Annotated in this window: 9 protein-coding genes, 2 rRNA genes and 5 pseudogenes; 1 reads left to right on the forward strand and 15 read right to left on the reverse strand. The window is 44.0% G+C overall.

The window, feature by feature from the left end; genetic code table 11:
* Positions 1–61: 61 nt before the first annotated feature.
* The 9 genes and pseudogenes from pcrA to RCG23_RS10095 form a co-directional block, all read right to left on the reverse strand.
* A pseudogene (gene pcrA / locus RCG23_RS10055) lies at positions 62–2,340 on the reverse strand (DNA helicase PcrA).
* Positions 2,341–2,447: 107 nt separating this feature from the next.
* Positions 2,448–3,133 (reverse strand): annotated as a pseudogene (locus RCG23_RS10060) (heptaprenylglyceryl phosphate synthase).
* A gap of 694 nt (positions 3,134–3,827) precedes the next feature.
* On the reverse strand, positions 3,828–4,421 hold the full coding sequence (locus RCG23_RS10065; protein WP_308179591.1) for an efflux RND transporter permease subunit: 594 nt from the start codon (positions 4,419–4,421) through the stop codon (positions 3,828–3,830).
* A complete protein-coding gene (locus RCG23_RS10070; RefSeq protein WP_308179592.1) occupies positions 4,310–6,079 on the reverse strand; it encodes an efflux RND transporter permease subunit in 1,770 nt (589 codons plus the stop codon). Before RCG23_RS10070 ends, RCG23_RS10065 begins: the two co-directional genes overlap by 112 nt.
* A gap of 20 nt (positions 6,080–6,099) precedes the next feature.
* Positions 6,100–6,885 carry an efflux RND transporter permease subunit gene (locus RCG23_RS10075; RefSeq protein ID WP_308179593.1) on the reverse strand — a complete coding sequence of 262 codons (786 nt, stop codon included), beginning with the start codon at positions 6,883–6,885 and terminating at the stop codon, positions 6,100–6,102.
* A gap of 405 nt (positions 6,886–7,290) precedes the next feature.
* Entirely contained in the window at positions 7,291–7,611 is a 321-nt protein-coding gene (locus RCG23_RS10080; RefSeq protein ID WP_308179594.1) for a YerC/YecD family TrpR-related protein, read from the reverse strand.
* Positions 7,612–7,629: 18 nt separating this feature from the next.
* Positions 7,630–8,097, reverse strand: coding sequence for a DUF3048 C-terminal domain-containing protein (locus RCG23_RS10085; protein WP_308180027.1), 468 nt, complete (start codon positions 8,095–8,097; stop codon positions 7,630–7,632).
* 63 nt (positions 8,098–8,160) lie between these two features.
* Positions 8,161–8,720: pseudogene (locus RCG23_RS10090) on the reverse strand (DUF3048 domain-containing protein); the annotation flags it as partial.
* A gap of 28 nt (positions 8,721–8,748) precedes the next feature.
* The gene (locus RCG23_RS10095) at positions 8,749–10,491 is read right to left on the reverse strand and encodes an adenine deaminase C-terminal domain-containing protein (RefSeq protein WP_308179595.1); all 1,743 of its coding nucleotides are present in this window, start codon (positions 10,489–10,491) and stop codon (positions 8,749–8,751) included.
* 162 nt (positions 10,492–10,653) lie between these two features.
* Between RCG23_RS10095 and RCG23_RS10100 the strand changes: the two are divergent.
* Positions 10,654–10,863 (forward strand): annotated as a pseudogene (locus RCG23_RS10100) (DUF2892 domain-containing protein); the annotation flags it as partial.
* A gap of 491 nt (positions 10,864–11,354) precedes the next feature.
* Here the strand turns inward: RCG23_RS10100 and purB are convergent.
* The 6 genes and pseudogenes from purB to RCG23_RS10130 all read right to left on the reverse strand — a co-directional run bounded on the left by purB (position 11,355) and on the right by RCG23_RS10130 (position 17,308).
* Positions 11,355–12,646: pseudogene (gene purB / locus RCG23_RS10105) on the reverse strand (adenylosuccinate lyase).
* A gap of 227 nt (positions 12,647–12,873) precedes the next feature.
* Positions 12,874–13,068 (reverse strand): NETI motif-containing protein, encoded by a 195-nt coding sequence (locus RCG23_RS10110; protein WP_308179596.1) that lies wholly within the window; start codon positions 13,066–13,068, stop codon positions 12,874–12,876.
* Positions 13,069–13,111: 43 nt separating this feature from the next.
* Complete coding sequence (locus RCG23_RS10115) at positions 13,112–13,561, reverse strand: DUF421 domain-containing protein (RefSeq protein ID WP_308179597.1); 450 nt, start codon at positions 13,559–13,561, stop codon at positions 13,112–13,114.
* The gene (locus RCG23_RS10120) at positions 13,512–13,802 is read right to left on the reverse strand and encodes a DUF421 domain-containing protein (RefSeq protein ID WP_308179598.1); all 291 of its coding nucleotides are present in this window, start codon (positions 13,800–13,802) and stop codon (positions 13,512–13,514) included. The genes RCG23_RS10115 and RCG23_RS10120 overlap by 50 nt, the downstream gene beginning before the upstream one ends.
* 375 nt (positions 13,803–14,177) lie before the next feature.
* Positions 14,178–14,293, reverse strand: a 5S ribosomal RNA gene (gene rrf, locus RCG23_RS10125).
* Positions 14,294–14,375: 82 nt separating this feature from the next.
* Positions 14,376–17,308, reverse strand: a 23S ribosomal RNA gene (locus tag RCG23_RS10130).
* Positions 17,309–17,332 lie beyond the last annotated feature (24 nt).

Consider the following 17,332-nt stretch of genomic DNA (forward strand, 5'->3'; position numbering starts at 1 on the left):
AAAGATCAAGCTATGCCAATATTTTTCGCGCTTGAGTTTGTCGGTTCTCGGGATGCTTAGATTAAGCTTTTTTAATAGGCGCAAATTTTGCAAGCAAACGCTTAACGCCTGTCGGGCTTGGAAAGGCGATATCCAACTCAGTTCCTTCTCCCTCGCCTTTCACGCTTACAACCGTCCCTATTCCCCATTTACCATGTTCTGCTTTATCTCCGACCTTCCATGCGAGTGAGTCTCCTCCAGTTGAAGCCGCCAAAGGTCTGCTGACCGGCTTTCTTGCGGCAGGTCTTGCCGCCGGAGTACCGAATCCTGCACCTTGGCTGCCTCCAAAGGAACTTTTGCTTCCAAATCCAGCGCTAGAACCGCCAAAAGAGGTTCCTCGATTGCCAAATTGGTTGGGAGGTTCGTAACCTTCAAGCAGATCTTCGGGGATTTCTTTAATAAAACGGGAAGCGGGATTCATATTGGTTCGCCCGAAGAGTGTTCTCATCTGCGCATTCGTCAGGAACAGCTGCTGCTCAGCCCTCGTAATGCCTACATAAGCAAGGCGGCGTTCCTCCTCCATTTCCACTTCTTCCATAAGTGAGCGGCTATGAGGGAAGACCCCTTCTTCCATTCCAATCAAAAAGACAACAGGAAACTCAAGCCCCTTGGCAGAGTGAAGAGTCATTAACACAACCTCATCGGCCTTTCTCCCTCATCATTCATGGAATCGATATCGGCGACAAGAGCAAGGTCCGTCAAGAACGCAACAAGGCTTTTATCTTCATTTGTTTCTTCAAAGTTCTTTGTAACGGATAATAATTCATCAAGGTTTTCTAAACGGCTTTGAGCTTCCAGCGATTTTTCCGCTTTCAGCATTTCACGGTAGCCTGACTTTTCAAGGATATCCTCGACCAGTTCTGTAACGGACAGGAATTCCTGCATCTGTGTGTATCCACTGACTAAATCACGGAATTCTGCCGCAGCCTTCGTTGCCCTCGGGCTCAAACCAATCAATTCGATTGACTCAAGTGCCTGGTACAACGATAAATCATGCATGTCAGCAAAGTCAGCTATTTTATCAACGGAAGTCGAACCGATGCTTCTTTTTGGAACGTTGATGATCCTCCGTAAGCTGATGTCATCATCCGGGTTGGATATAAGGCGCAAATAGGCGAGCATATCTTTAATTTCTTTTCTGTCATAGAACTTTGTGCCGCCGACAATGGTGTAATCAATATTAGATTTAAGCAGTACTTCCTCCATCACACGGGATTGGGCATTCGTCCGGTAAAGGATGGCGATATCAGACGGTTTTTTGCCTTCCCTCATCATCTCTTTTATTTTTCCGGCAACGAATTGGGCTTCTCCCTGTTCACTGTCCGCCCGGAAATATAAAATCTTATTTCCCTCCGCATTTTCGGTCCAAAGGTTTTTCGGCTTGCGGTTCATATTTTTGGCGATGACTTCATTTGCAGCCAAAAGAATCCGCTTTGTTGAGCGGTAGTTTTGTTCCAGTAAAATGACTTTCGCGTTCGGGTAATCCTTCTCAAAAGATAAAATGTTGGCGATGTCCGCACCCCTCCAACGATAAATTGACTGGTCGGAGTCACCGACTACACAAAGATTTTTGAAACGGTTGGCCAAAAGCTTGACGAGAAGATATTCGGCCCTGTTCGTATCCTGATACTCATCCACATGAATGTACTGGAATTTGCGCTGATAGTATTCCAGCACTTCTGGAACACGGGTAAACAGCTGAATCGTCGTCATGATTAAATCATCAAAATCAAGAGCCTGATTTTTGCGGAGGCGACGCTGGTATTCTGTATAAACCTCGCTCACTTTTTGCTGATAATAATCTCCTGCTGTTTTCGCAAATTCCTCCGGTTCAATCAATTCATTTTTCGCAGAACTGATTGATCCCAGTACAGCACGGGGATCAAGCTGCTTCGGATCAATATTTTTATCCTTCAAAATGCCTTTAACAACGGATTGCTGATCCGTTGTATCAAGAATTGTAAAATTGCGGCTAAAGCCCAGGCGGTCTATATCCCTGCGCAAAATCCGTACGCACATCGAGTGGAATGTGGAAATCCAAATTTGGTCTGCCACTCCACCCATCATTTTGGAGATACGTTCTCTCATCTCACGTGCTGCTTTGTTTGTAAAGGTAATCGCCAAAATGTTATACGGGTTGACGCCTTTTTCCACCATTAAGTATCCGATTCTATGTGTTAAAACTCTTGTTTTTCCCGACCCGGCTCCCGCCATGATTAAAAGCGGACCGTCAGTTGCCTTCACAGCACTCTGCTGTTCCGGATTTAAGCCGTTTAATAGCTTATCTGTTAAAAATTGCACTCCATTCACCACCATACCAAACATTTGTTCTTTCTTATATTTTAACGTTCCACGCTTGATCCTGCAATCCTTTACCCGCAGAATCGCACGGTCTTTAAATTATCCCTTTAATTTTTCACTGCTTTTACCGTCTTAAGGTCTCTTCCATATTTTCATAGATGGCATTTCCGATTACAATTACATCGGCATGCGTACCCATTTCAGCCGCTTGATCCGCTGTTGTAATTCCCCCGCCATAAAAAAGGGTCGTATTTTGCAGCACCTGTTTAACTTCTTCCGCAACTCTGGTATCACCGTACATGCCACTATATTCTAAATAAAATATTGGGAGGTGGAACATTTTTTCCGCCATCATCGCATATGCCCTGACATCTTCAAGCGACAGACCAGTTTTCGCGGAGGTCAGCTGTGCAGCTTTGCAATCTTCATTCAAAATGCAATAGCCTTCCATCACGATTTCATCCCAATCCATGATTTCACCGAATTCCTTGACTGCTTCAAAATGAAGATCCGTAACCCAGCGTGTATCCCTTGAATTCAGGACAGTCGGGATAAAATAAAGGTCAAAACCAGGTGTAACCGTTTCTGCACTTGATACTTCAAGCACACATGGAACCGTATAGCGCCGAATCCTGACCATTAAATCAAGGACATTATCCAATGTAACACCGTCAGTACCGCCAACGATCACTGCGTCTGTCCCTGACTCGCATATTTTTTCTAAATTTTCTTCTGTAATCTCTTTATTGGGGTCGAGTTTAAACACATGCCTCCACTCGCGAAAATCATACATCCCAAAATCCTCCCATTCGATATTCCATTTCAACATTATAGCACTTGCAGGCACATTCAAAAAGAAAATGGCGGATTCCGTTAATAGAAATGATAACCATACAAATAGAAACCAGCTCCTCTTAATCACTTTTCGTTATACGGATAAAACTCCTAAACGAGCTCGTGTTAAATGGGAATCTGTAGATATTTAGAGATTTAGTGTAGATAACCCCACTTCTAGTGTAGATAATTAATTACTTTGTGTAGATAATCTCCGCTTTTGTGTTGAAAAACCACCAGTTGGTGTAGATAGCACCCCCTGACCGAGCCTATCTTAAATGGGAATCTGTTGATATTTAGAGATTTAGTGTAGATAACCCCACTGTTAGTGTAGATAATTAATTACTTTGTGTGGATAATCTTCGCTTTTATGTTGAAAAACCACCAGTTGGTGTAGATAGTCCACCCTCACAGAGCCTATCTTAAATGGGAATCTGTAGATATTTAGAGATTTAATGTAGATAACCCCACTGTTAGTGTAGATAATTAAATACTTTGTGTAGATAATCTCCGCTTTTGTGTTGAAAAACCACTAGTTGGTGTAGATAGCACCCCCTGACATGGCCCATGCTAATGGAGCCAAAAAAAGGAAAGCAAGGCATGATCCTAAGCCTTCTTTCCTTTTGAAGTTATATAATGAAATCCTCAAAATCTTAAATGGCAGCCGTGTACGGTTCTTGCTCTTTCTGGTTCCTCTTCCCCTTTTTCTTTGGGTGGAACAAGCTGTACATCACCGGGACAATAAACAGTGTTAACAGAGTAGACGTTGTCAGACCGCCAATTACTACAACCGCCAGCGAAGAGGACACAATACCAGCATGGGCAGACAGGGCCATCGGAATTAACGCTCCTACAGTGGCGATTGCCGTCATAAGAATTGGCCTGATCCGGATTACTCCCGCTTCAATTAAAGAGTCATGTGTACCCATTCCCTCTTTTTCATTTTGTTTCACTTTGTCAATTAGAACAATGGCATTGGTTACAACGATACCATTCAACATCAGCAGCCCAATCATCGCCGGCATACCAATCGGCTCGTTCACGATATACAGGCCGATTAATGCGCCAATTACCGAGAATGGAATAGAGAATAAAATAACAAACGGTGCTTTTCCTTCTCCAAAAGCTATTACCATTACAAGGTACACAAGCAGAATGCTGACTGAAATGGCGATGGCCATATTTTTAAAGCCTTCATCCATTGCTGCGGATGCACCTTCCTTATAGTGGTTAACACTTTTCGGCAAAACCAGTTTGGCGATGGCAGCATCGGCCTTTTCGTCACTTCGCCAGCTTTTGAATCCGTGATTTGGCCAGATACCATGACATATTCATTGGAATTCAAATGGGTAATAACTGTTCTATTTTTAACTCGTTTCAGCTCTCCCACATCTTTAAGAGCAACAGGCATTCCCATAACATTATTGATTTCCTGGTTGCCTAATGCATCAAGAGAGACAATATCTTTCATTTTCAAGCTAAGCTTTACATCCGTTTTCTTGCCGTCGACGGACATCGTTGTTACAACATCACCGTTAATTAAATCGCGAAGTCCTTTACCCACCATCGCTGGCATTAGCCTGTTATTGGCGAATTTTTCTTCATTCAGGTCGATTTCAATTTCCGGTTCGTCCCCTTCAAGAGAGGTTCTGACATCAGCCATTCCCTTGATTTCCTTTAGTTTGTCTGCAATTTGGCCGCTGGCTGTCTTAATATCCTCAAAATCAGTACCGTTCACCACCAGTACGTATTGAGATTGTGCTCCGCCTGCAAAACCGCCTATCCCGGTAACAGAAATCTCCTTTGCTTCTTTAATATCTTTAAATTGTTTACGCAGTTCCTTCACAAGTCCATTCGCATCTTTAGCAGAATTCTTAAGTGCAAATGTAATCGACGCATGCTCAGATTTACCTTTTACACTTGTGCTTACTAGCTTAACTTCATCCTTTTTCAATAAGATGTCTTCTACTTTACTCGCTATGTTACTCGTTTCCTCTGGAGCCGTTCCCTTTTCCATCGTGATGTTTACATCAAAATTCGTCACTTTTTCCTGTGGCAGGAAGGTCGTTCCCAGTTTTGGTGCGATGAGCCCAACAGATGCAGCAAGGAGTATGATCGCACTGACTAGCGTTACTGCTCTATGTTTCAGAACCCACTGCAGGCTTTTGCGATATCCTTTTTGTAATGAACCTTCTTTATGCTTCTTGGGCTTGATTTTTAACAGGAAGATTCTTGACATCAACGGCACTACAGTAATCGCTACAATAAGTGAAAAGATAAGTGAAATAACAATTGTCCAGGCTAGTGGGGCAAAGAATTTCCCTACAATTCCAGGAACGAATGCCATAGGCAAAAATACGGCTACTGTAGTAATCGTCGAAGAAGTGATGGCAGACGCCACTTCTCTTGTTGCCTGTTCCACAAGGATAGCCTCACGCTCTTTTGCTGCCCTGACTCTTCTAAATACGTTTTCGATCACGACAATGGAATCATCCACTACTCGGCCTACCGCAACAGCAATACCCGCCAGTGTCATAATATTGAGCGTATAACCGAGCATTTTAATTACGGTAAAGGAAGCCAGGATCGACAACGGGATAGAAATGATCGCTATAATTGTAGAGCGTATATTTCTTAAAAACAGGAAAGTTACCACAACTGCCATCAAAGCTCCAAGTAATGCCTCACGCAGCATGGAATAAACGGAATCTTTAATTTCGATCGACTGGTCACGAAGCGTTTTCACTTTATATCCCTTTGGAAGATCGATCTTTTTGATTTCCTCTTTTGCTTTTTCAACAATTGCAACTGCATTAGTTCCGCCCTCAGCAACTATCCCAAAACGGACGCCAGGTTTTCCATTAATACGAGTAAAGTCACTCTTATTTTCATTTTCATAAGCCACATCGGCAATTTCGCTCAGTTTTAATTTTTGGAGTGCCGGGACGAGCCAGGTACTGCTGCTCCTTTTGCAAACAAGCGAATATTCCTCACATCGTCAAGCGACTTCAATTCCTTGCTTACCCGAACAGGCAATTCTTCCTTAGCTAGTGATACATCTCCAGTTGGAATCGTCAGATTATTGGCATTGATGGCATTTTTAACGTCATCAAGAGTTATGCCTCTTTTCTTTAGCTCTTCGGGAAGCAGTCGAATTGTTACGATGTTTTCCGCTACTCCTCCTACATCCACTTTGCTGACACCATCAATGACTTCAAGCCTTGGAACAACTTTATCCTGCACAAACCTTTGAACTTCTGCGTTATTTTCACCTGCATAAATCCCCATGGAGAAAATGGTAGGATCCGGTTCTGGTCCCTGCTTGATAATATCAGGGCTTTTCGCTGTGTCAGGCAGCTTTACTTTATCGATTGCTGATCTTACAAGCTGCTCAGCATCTTTCATATTGACCGACATATCAAATTCCATTGTTGCATACACGACATTGGCAACTCCGTCTGTATAGACGTTTTTTACTCCCTCAATATTCATGAGCTCTCTTTCCAACGGCTCTCCGATATCCTTTATGGACTGCTCAGGTGAAGCACCGGGATACGGAACTACAACCGTCATATAAGGAATATCAACGTTAGGATATTTCTCAATATTGATTTCCTTTAACGAATAGATACCCCCGCCGATTATAAGCAGCATAATTAATACTAGCGCGACTGCATTTTTCATACTAAAACGTATAATTGATTTCATCATTCTCCTGTTTTCCCCCATCATGAACTTTTTAAAAAATGGATAATAACCCATTTTTTCCCTAACCCCATATTAGACTATATCAAAAATTTCTATATCTAGCCTGAGAATTATTTTTTTCTAAGACTTAAGGCTGAACAAAAACAAAAGGCGCAAGCGCCCTGGTTAGCCCCGACAGGCATAAGACGAATCACGCAGGAAATCCTGATTTCTGAAGTGATTTGGCTTATGACCCCGAGGGGCTGGGTGCTCCTCGAAAAAGCTTTCGCTTTTTCTTCGTGCGAAGTATATGCTGCCGAAGCATTCCTTGTGGAGCTAGATTAATACAACTTGTAGAAGTTATTCACATCATTTAATTTATAATTTCCTAGACGAAAATAAAAACCGGAGAAATTTTCTCCGGTTTGCTTACTCTTCGTCTTTAACTGGAGCTTCTTCATACTCCTTAATTCGATCAAGTGCCATTTCATATGCATCGTTGCCATAATTCAAGCAGCGTTTAACGCGTGAAATGGTAGCTGTGCTGGCTCCTGTCTCGGTCTCAATCTTGTGGTACGTCTTGCCATCCTTCAGCATCCTTGCCACTTCAAGGCGCTGGGCGAGTGATTGGATTTCATTTATTGTACAGAGGTCATCGAAAAAACGGTAGCACTCTTCTAAATCATTTAAAGACAAAACGGATTTAAAAAGCTGATCCAGTTCTTTACCCCTTAGCTTATTAATTTGCATAGTATATCTCCTTTAAATCTATTGTACGTTTAATGTTACACTTTTTAACAGACCAGGATCAGTCGGAACGATATTTACCCACGTTTTCCCTGGAACGAAGGGAGCCTCTGAACTATTAATGAAAGGGATAATCCTTCCACCCACATTTCTCCATTCCACTTCATTCATCTTGCCCTTTTGCAGAAGGTAGCCTTTCCCACCTGATTGCAAATCAATTTCACGGCGTCCTGAGCGATCAACCACCTGGTGCTTCATTTCGACAATCAAAATATTATCCAGCAGCACAGGCTCTTTCGATTCAAGGTCAATGGTTTGTTCCCCGCCGGAAAAACGTTTGTATTTGCCGAGTGCGGAATCGTATTCATACTTTGCAGTAAACATTCGGCTTGAGAAATAGGATACTGTAGCGAACTTAACTTCTCTCCCCGTAAGCTTGCCGCTTTCTTTATCCGTCATAAACGTAAAAGCAGCAGGAGGAGTGTCCATCTTATAATGCTTCTGCTGTGCACCCTTTAAGATGTTTTTATACTCAATATAAGAATTGTGAGGAGCCTTACGGAAACTCGCCCTTTTAAATAATGTGCCATCATAGACCATTCCATTTAAATTATCAACATAGCCGTTTGCCAGCATCGCCTTTGCCTCAGGACTATAGCCGTGAGCAATGTAAAGGCTGTTCAAGCCCTTTGCAATATTAATAAAATAAGAGCGTGCACTTCGGACAGGCCGATTTTTTCCGGCTTTTCGCTTTGGAAAACCGCAAGGAAGCGGGTTACATCCCCTTCGGCAAGTATTTCATACACAATATCCGCTTTATTTATGCCAGATTCCGGCCTTGCCTTTGGATGGTTGCTGATCATTACCGCTACTGCCCTGTCATCCGTTTTAGTTTCAGATCCAATGCCCGTCAATGGAAAATGATAAGCGTACTGGTCGCTCTCTTCAGCCTTTTTCTCGATTTTATGAGGTTCTTTTGCTTTTTTCACCGGCTCTTTGACAGTTTCTTTGTGACTGCAGCCTGAAAGTATCAGAATGGCAACAGTTGCTGCAGTAGCCAATCGTTTCATCATTCCCCTATACACCCCTAAATTTTTCCGTGGTGCCATCATACATGCTGCTCTCTATCTCTTTCATATTTTAACGCATTATTGACGGAAAGAGTACCATTTTATTCATTACATCGTACATGCCCCGCTGGGTGATCCGGATGTAAGGCAGATGGGTAGAGGAGAAGAACAGCAGACTGTACACCGGGTCCGAAAAGCCATAGCCTCTTTCCCTCAGGACTTCAAGCAGCTGTTCTTCTTCCTTCATTAATTCCTCGACAGGCAGGTCTGTCATGATTCCGCCTAAAGCAAGCGGAACCTCACAAATGGTTTGATTATTTTCGGACAATACAATACCGCCGCCCAACTCGCGCATCCGATTAAAGGCATGCATCATATCATCCTTACTTTTTCCAATTAAAATAATATCCCCGGTATTGGAAAAAGAACTTGCAAGTCCACCCAGCTTGTTGGCGAAGCCTTTTAAAATAGTATTAATCCTCCATTTACCATGGCGGTCAAGCAGCATAAAGAAGCATTCATCATGATCCTCGCTTAATACTTCCGTTGAAACATCGATTGAAATGGAATAGGGCTTTGTAATGACGGCATTCACCATTTGAATTCCAAAAGGCATTGAAAATTGCAGATCATCAGAAGTCAGTTCCCAGTCCATTTTCATCGGATGCAGCCCATGATCACCCCAGTGAATGGCTGCAAATGTATTGGTTGCGTTACCGTTTCGTTTTACCCACTTTCCTTTAGAAAGGACTGAAACAGGAGTGGGGTTTTCCTGATCCGCTAAGAAATTGATGCTGGCAACGCGGCCGGTCGCAATATTCCCGTGCAGATGCTCAATATTATAATAGCGCGCCACATTTATCGTCCCCATATTATATGCGTCGATAAGCGGAACGCCTTTCTCAATAGCAATCTGGATCATTTGGTCGATAAGTCCCTGCTTATAAAAATTGGACGATGAGCCATCTGTTGTAAACATTAGCTTATCGTATGCCTCAATTCCAAGCCGTTTCATATCATCAAGCAAAACGGGCAAATCTGGACGAATGGAAGAATACCTCAGCGACACCATGTATCCCTGCATTAAACGGTTATATATCTCTTCCCCTGTCATCGATTCATGATCGCAATCAGCACCAAGCAGCATCATTTTTGCCAGCGTTTTTTCCGATGCCCCTGGAAAATGACCTTCAATCTGTTTGCGCAACCTTTTCGCTTCCTGGATCCAGTGAAGCATCATGTCATCGCCATCCAGCAGCTTCGGCCATCCCGTCAGTTCTCCCCCCTGCAAAACCGAATCCAATTCGAGCCAGGATTTGATATTGCTGTGGGAAAAAACTTCGTCTTCATTCAAAATTTCCGTTTGTGCATCAAAACGGCACCACCAAAACATGCTGACAGGGCTTTTCTGAAGATCCTTCAACAATGAAAACGCTTCCTTTGTTTTCAATTGCAAAACGAGTGCCATGTTATCATTTAACAGTGTTGTCGTTCCGAACTGAGACGCATAAGCAGCTAAAGAATGGGGATTATATAATTGAAATGGATGGGCGTGCGGCTCTATATAACCTGGAACAAGTATTTCATCTGCACAATCAATTATTTCACAGCTATCCAGATTTTCAGGCAGTTTTTGCCCGACATAAACAATTCGGTCACCTGAAATCCAAATGTTGGCTGTTATCCACTGCCGAAAAGTCTGATTTAAATATGTTGCATTTTTCAATAAAATGTCAGGCGGCTTGGTACCGTCCAAAACAGCGATATGTTCACGCAACTGTTTACTTTTCCAACGGTAGCGCTGTTCCAGCATATGAGATCCCCCCAATATATTTCATTCTCTATATAAAATAAATTTAATTTTTCAAAAAGTAAGCCCTTACAAAAACTATCGGTTCTATCCTACCATAATTCGTTATTTAACGCATTAAAGAATTGCAAACAAATGATAAAAACGTGTGAAGGAGTGAACAACTTGAAACTGAAACCGAATATTGGGATCATAAACGCCTTAATCAGGATTACAATCGGATTCACCATTCTTACTTGGATCACTGCTAAGCTGGTCAAAAAGCCGTGGCGAGATTCCTATCTGATAATGGCCATGCTTGGGGGCATGAAAATAGCCGAGGGCATTGTCCGGTTTTGTCCCATTACTGCTCTATTTGAAAGAGGCAGTGACATGGTTCCCGATCAAATGGGATTTATGGAGAAACAGGATCATAACAAGGATGCAAACGGGTTTGATGGAAAACAGGGGGATTTCCCTAACTTAAAATCCTTTATGGAGCAGCAGGGTATTAACAACGAGACAAAAGGCTCGACAAACCTAAATAATGGCAAGCTAGATCCATTGGATAACAACATAAATCAAAATAACAAGAATAAGCCTAATGATGAGCATCCATCGGTCCCGAGTTTTTCAAAAGGTGATTCTTTAAATGAAGAAAAAATGATTAAAAAAATTGAAGATACAATAGAGAAAAATGGCGGCAATGTTAAGCTTGATGACATTATGCCGTTTAACCCTCTATAAGAAATGAGGCTCTCTCGGGAGCCTCATTTTTTTAGCCAAAAAACAAAAGGCGGCTATAAAAGCCGACCTCCATTTTAGCTAATAAGGGCAACTACCCCTCTGTCTTCGCCAAAAAGGGCTCGCCAATCGGCGAGTTTTCTTTATAAGCCAAGTCTCTCAAAAATTGTATCCACATGCTGAAGATGATATTTATAGTCAAAGCAATCAGCGATTTCTTCCCTTGAGAGCCTTGAAGTAATTTGTTCATCTTCCTCTAACAGCCCGCGGAACGGCACTTGTTTCTCCCATGCTTCCATCGCTTTAGGCTGCACAATATCATAAGCTTCTTCGCGTGCAAGCCCTTTATCAATTAATGCAAGAAGAACACGCTGTGAGTATATTAACCCTAAAGTACGGTCCATATTTCGCTTCATATTCTCTGGGAAGACGGTTAGGTTCTTTACGATATTGCCGAAGCGGTTCAGCATATAGTTAACCGCAATGGTTGCGTCCGGAAGAATAATCCTTTCCGCCGATGAATGCGAAATATCCCGTTCATGCCATAGAGCTACATTTTCATAAGCCGTCAGCATATAACCGCGCACCACTCGGGCAAGACCCGACATATTCTCGGAACCGATCGGGTTGCGTTTATGAGGCATTGCTGAAGAGCCCTTTTGTCCCTTTGCAAAAAATTCCTCTACTTCGCGTGTTTCACTTTTCTGCAGACCGCGAATCTCCACTGCAAATTTCTCAATCGAAGTAGCAATCAATCCAAGCGTTGACAGGTAATGGGCATGCCGGTCCCTTTGCAGTGTTTGTGTTGAAATTGGCGCTGCCTGCAGGCCAGTCTTTCACATACGAATTGCTCCACAAATGGGTCAATATTTGCATACGTTCCTACCGCACCGGAGATTTTGCCAAACTCAATTCCTGTTGCCGCCTGGTTAAAACGCTCCAGGTTGCGTTTCATTTCTTCATGCCAGAGAGCAAGCTTTAATCCGAATGTAGTCGGTTCAGCATGGACACCGTGGGTACGGCCCATCATGACAGTATACTTATTCTCCTGTGCCTTCGCCGCTAAGATCTCAATAAAGCTCTCCAGATCTTTTCGTATAATTTCGTTTGCCTGCTTCAATAAGTAGGAAAGTGCAGTATCAACTACATCCGTCGAGGTAAGTCCGTAATGGACCCACTTTCTCTCCTCACCCAGCGTCTCAGATACCGCACGAGTAAAGGCCACCACGTCATGTCTTGTTTCCTCTTCGATTTCTTTAATTCGTTCAATATCAAAACCTGCACGTTCTCTTATACGCTGCACATCTTCCTTAGGAATATCCCCAAGTTCTGCCCAAGCCTCGCATGCAAGTATTTCTACTTCCAGCCATGCTTTAAATCGGTTTTCATCAGTCCAAATTGCTCCCATTTCAGGGCGTGTATACCGCTCGATCATCTTTTCCCGTCCTTTCACTTGTCCAATATCTCAATATTATTTTTCCGATAAATGTACCAGGTTATCAATATTCATTTATCTTTCTGTTCTATAAAAAAGCAAAAAGCCCTTACAGACAATTCATTTTGTCTATTTGGGCCATCTCCCCTCAATATTAACAATGAAATTGCTGCAATGTCAACAAATACACGAACGATATTTTTTAACTTTTTATTTTCGTTCGCTTTTCACTCGATAGATTTTGCTTCAAAGACGATTTGCCTGCCAACCGGCTCGTAAACCGTTTCATTGCCTTTTTTCACTTCCTGAAAAATTGGTTTCTCCATACGTCTGACAGGTACAAAGCCCTCCGCACGCATCCGGTCTAAACACTGATCAATTGATTCATCTGGCTGAACTTCAAATTGCACTTTTTTACCCATTTAAAAATTCTCCTTTTTTCGCTTACCGACCATACATTCGTTATTAATTAGTATGGCTTGCGTTATATCTTTTTATAAAAAGGCCATCTTGGGCGCTCCATTCAGCATAGTAAACATCTTCAATCTTCTCAACCCCTTTTTTCTTTAGCTCAGTTATCAGCCACTGTTTATCCCTGCCTATTTCTTTTAATCCTTCACCCTCAGCTTCCCCTTCATCTATAAGGAGGATGGAAGGAGTCTTTTCAGGTGCTTCCATTTTTAATAACTCAGGAGTAAATGGCTCAAAGGCAGGTTTCCTCATTACACTGATCTGCCCGCTGGTTTCAAGGAAAACATATTTTATCTCCTCCAGTGAAAAAACACCCTGCTGCCGTAGCATCGTCCTTAATTGCTCCATCTCCATGCTGTTTTTTTCCATTTCCTTTATATCTATTTCTCCATCTTTAATTAAAATAGAGGTTCTCCCTTTTAACAGGGCCTCTGAGCCAGCCAAATTTCTCTGAAGCCTTTTCTGTCATAAATTCGAGTCCGCCCCACAGTACAATGGCAAACAGCATATGAAATATCGAAATACCCTTACTAAAAACTGCTTGCTCCACAATTCCCCCAAACACCACAGCAAACACAAAATCAAATGGTGTAACCTGTGCCATTTCTTTTTTTCCTATTAATCGGGTAACAATGAGAAGGCCGAAATATCCAAACACCAGCTTCAGTACAATGGTTAAATACATATTAATTTCTCCTCTATATCTCTTTTACTTACCCATTACCCATAAATGGATTTTTTAAAATAACTAGTGAGAAAAGGGTCGGATTAATGTGTACTTTTATTTTATATTAAAAATTTCCATTCTTTTGAATGTGCCTTCTGAAAAGAATTCCCAGACCTAAATGAGCGGCTTTTTCTACACCTTTTCTTCATTTATCTACACTAGGACTGCCCTTTTCTACATTTAAAGGAGCAGATTCTACATTTCAATTGGACTTTCTACACTAATGATCCATCTTTCAACAATTTCTCACTAATCTCTAGTAAATCGGAAAAAGGTATCCGCAGGTTTATAAAAACAAAAAAAAGACAACCCTATTCAGGTTGTCTTCATCGTGCCTGGCAACGTCCTACTCTCACAGGGACAAAGTCCCAACTACCATCGGCGCTGAGAAGCTTAACTTCCGTGTTCGGTATGGGAACGGGTGTGGCCTTCTCGCCATTATTACCAGACTATTTGGTTTGAGGTTTGTTCCCTCAAAACTAGATAATGTAAGAAGAAGAAGTAAGTCGAGTTCGCTTTGTCATAAATGACTTGGTTAAGTCCTCGATCGATTAGTATCAGTCAGCTCCACACGTCGCCGTGCTTCCACCTCTGACCTATCAACCTGATCATCTTTCAGGGATCTTACTAGCTTGCGCTATGGGAAATCTCATCTTGAGGGGGGCTTCATGCTTAGATGCTTTCAGCACTTATCCCGTCCGCACATAGCTACCCAGCGATGCCTTTGGCAAGACAACTGGTACACCAGCGGTGCGTCCATCCCGGTCCTCTCGTACTAAGGACAGCTCCTCTCAAATTTCCTGCGCCCACGACGGATAGGGACCGAACTGTCTCACGACGTTCTGAACCCAGCTCGCGTACCGCTTTAATGGGCGAACAGCCCAACCCTTGGGACCGACTACAGCCCCAGGATGCGATGAGCCGACATCGAGGTGCCAAACCTCCCCGTCGATGTGGACTCTTGGGGGAGATAAGCCTGTTATCCCCGGGGTAGCTTTTATCCGTTGAGCGATGGCCCTTCCATGCGGAACCACCGGATCACTAAGCCCGACTTTCGTCCCTGCTCGACTTGTAGGTCTCGCAGTCAAGCTCCCTTGTGCCTTTACACTCTGCGAATGATTTCCAACCATTCTGAGGGAACCTTTGGGCGCCTCCGTTACTTTTTAGGAGGCGACCGCCCCAGTCAAACTGCCCACCTGACACTGTCTCCCACCCCGATAAGGGGTGCGGGTTAGAATTTCAATACAGCCAGGGTAGTATCCCACCGACGCCTCCACCGAAGCTGGCGCTCCGGTTTCTCAGGCTCCTACCTATCCTGTACAAGCTGTACCAAAATTCAATATCAGGCTGCAGTAAAGCTCCACGGGGTCTTTCCGTCCTGTCGCGGGTAACCTGCATCTTCACAGGTACTATAATTTCACCGAGTCTCTCGTTGAGACAGTGCCCAGATCGTTACGCCTTTCGTGCGGGTCGGAACTTACCCGACAAGGAATTTCGCTACCTTAGGACCGTTATAGTTACGGCTGCTGTTTACTGGGGCTTCGATTCAGAGCTTCGCTTGCGCTAACCCCTCCTCTTAACCTTCCAGCACCGGGCAGGCGTCAGCCCCTATACTTCGCCTTGCGGCTTCGCAGAGACCTGTGTTTTTGCTAAACAGTCGCCTGGCGTATTCACTGCGGCTCTTCGAGGCTATGAACCCCAAAGAGCACCCCTTCTCCCGAAGTTACGGGGTCATTTTGCCGAGTTCCTTAACGAGAGTTCTCTCGCTCACCTTAGGATTCTCTCCTCGCCTACCTGTGTCGGTTTGCGGTACGGGCACCATTTATCTCGCTAGAGGCTTTTCTTGGCAGTGTGGAATCAGGAACTTCGGTACTAAATTTCCCTCGCCATCACAGCTCAGCCTTCACGCCAGTGGGATTTGCCTCACTGACAGCCTAACTGCTTGGACGCGCATATCCAACAGCGCGCTTACCCTATCCTCCTGCGTCCCCCCATTGCTCAAACGATAAAAAGGTGGTACAGGAATATCAACCTGTTGTCCATCGCCTACGCCTTTGGCCTTGGCTTAGGTCCCGACTAACCCTGAGCGGACGAGCCTTCCTCAGGAAACCTTAGGCATTCGGTGGACGGGATTCTCACCCGTCTTTCGCTACTCATACCGGCATTCTCACTTCTAAGCGCTCCACCAGTCCTTACGGTCTAGCTTCAACGCCCTTAGAACGCTCTCCTACCACGGACACCATACGGTGTCCATCCACAGCTTCGGTGATACGTTTAGCCCCGGTACATTTTCGGCGCAGAGTCATTCGACCAGTGAGCTATTACGCACTCTTTAAATGGTGGCTGCTTCTAAGCCAACATCCTGGTTGTCTAAACAACTCCACATCCTTTTCCACTTAACGTATACTTTGGGACCTTAGCTGGTGGTCTGGGCTGTTTCCCTTTTGACTACGGATCTTATCACTCGCAGTCTGACTCCCACGGATAAGTCTTTGGCATTCGGAGTTTGTCTGAATTCGGTAACCCGATGAGGCGCCCTAGTCCAAACAGTGCTCTACCTCCAAGACTCTCACTACGTGAGGCTAGCCCTAAAGCTATTTCGGAGAGAACCAGCTATCTCCAGGTTCGATTGGAATTTCTCCGCTACCCACACCTCATCCCCGCACTTTTCAACGTGCGTGGGTTCGGCCTCCAGTAGGTGTTACCCTACCTTCACCCTGGACATGGGTAGATCACCTGGTTTCGGGTCTACGACCACATACTCAATCGCCCTATTCAGACTCGCTTTCGCTGCGGCTCCGTCTTCTCAACTTAACCTTGCATGTAATCGTAACTCGCCGGTTCATTCTACAAAAGGCACGCCATTACCCATTAACGGGCTCTGACTACTTGTAGGCACACGGTTTCAGGATCTCTTTCACTCCCCTTCCGGGGTGCTTTTCACCTTTCCCTCACGGTACTGGTTCACTATCGGTCACTAGGGAGTATTTAGCCTTGGGAGATGGTCCTCCCTGCTTCCGACCGGATTTCACGTGTCCTGCCGTACTCAGGATCCACTCAGGAGGGAACGAAGTTTCAACTACAGGGTTTTTACCTTCTATGACGGACCTTTCCAGGTCGCTTCATCTACCCCGTTCCTTTGTAACTCCATGTTGAGTGTCCTACAACCCCAAGAGGCAAGCCTCTTGGTTTGGGCTATGTCCCGTTTCGCTCGCCGCTACTCAGGGAATCGCGTTTGCTTTCTCTTCCTCCGGGTACTTAGATGTTTCAGTTCCCCGGGTATGCCTTCAATACCCTATGTATTCAGGTAAAGATACTGTTCCATTACGAACAGTGGGTTTCCCCATTCGGAAATCTCCGGATCAAAGCTTACTTACAGCTCCCCGAAGCATATCGGTGTTAGTCCCGTCCTTCATCGGCTCCTAGTGCCAAGGCATCCACCGTGCGCCCTTTCTAACTTAACCTAAAAGGTTTTTTTCTCTTACTAA

The sequence above is a fragment of the Neobacillus sp. PS3-34 genome (genome assembly GCF_030915465.1).
In the GTDB taxonomy this organism is placed as follows: domain Bacteria; phylum Bacillota; class Bacilli; order Bacillales; family Cytobacillaceae; genus Neobacillus_A.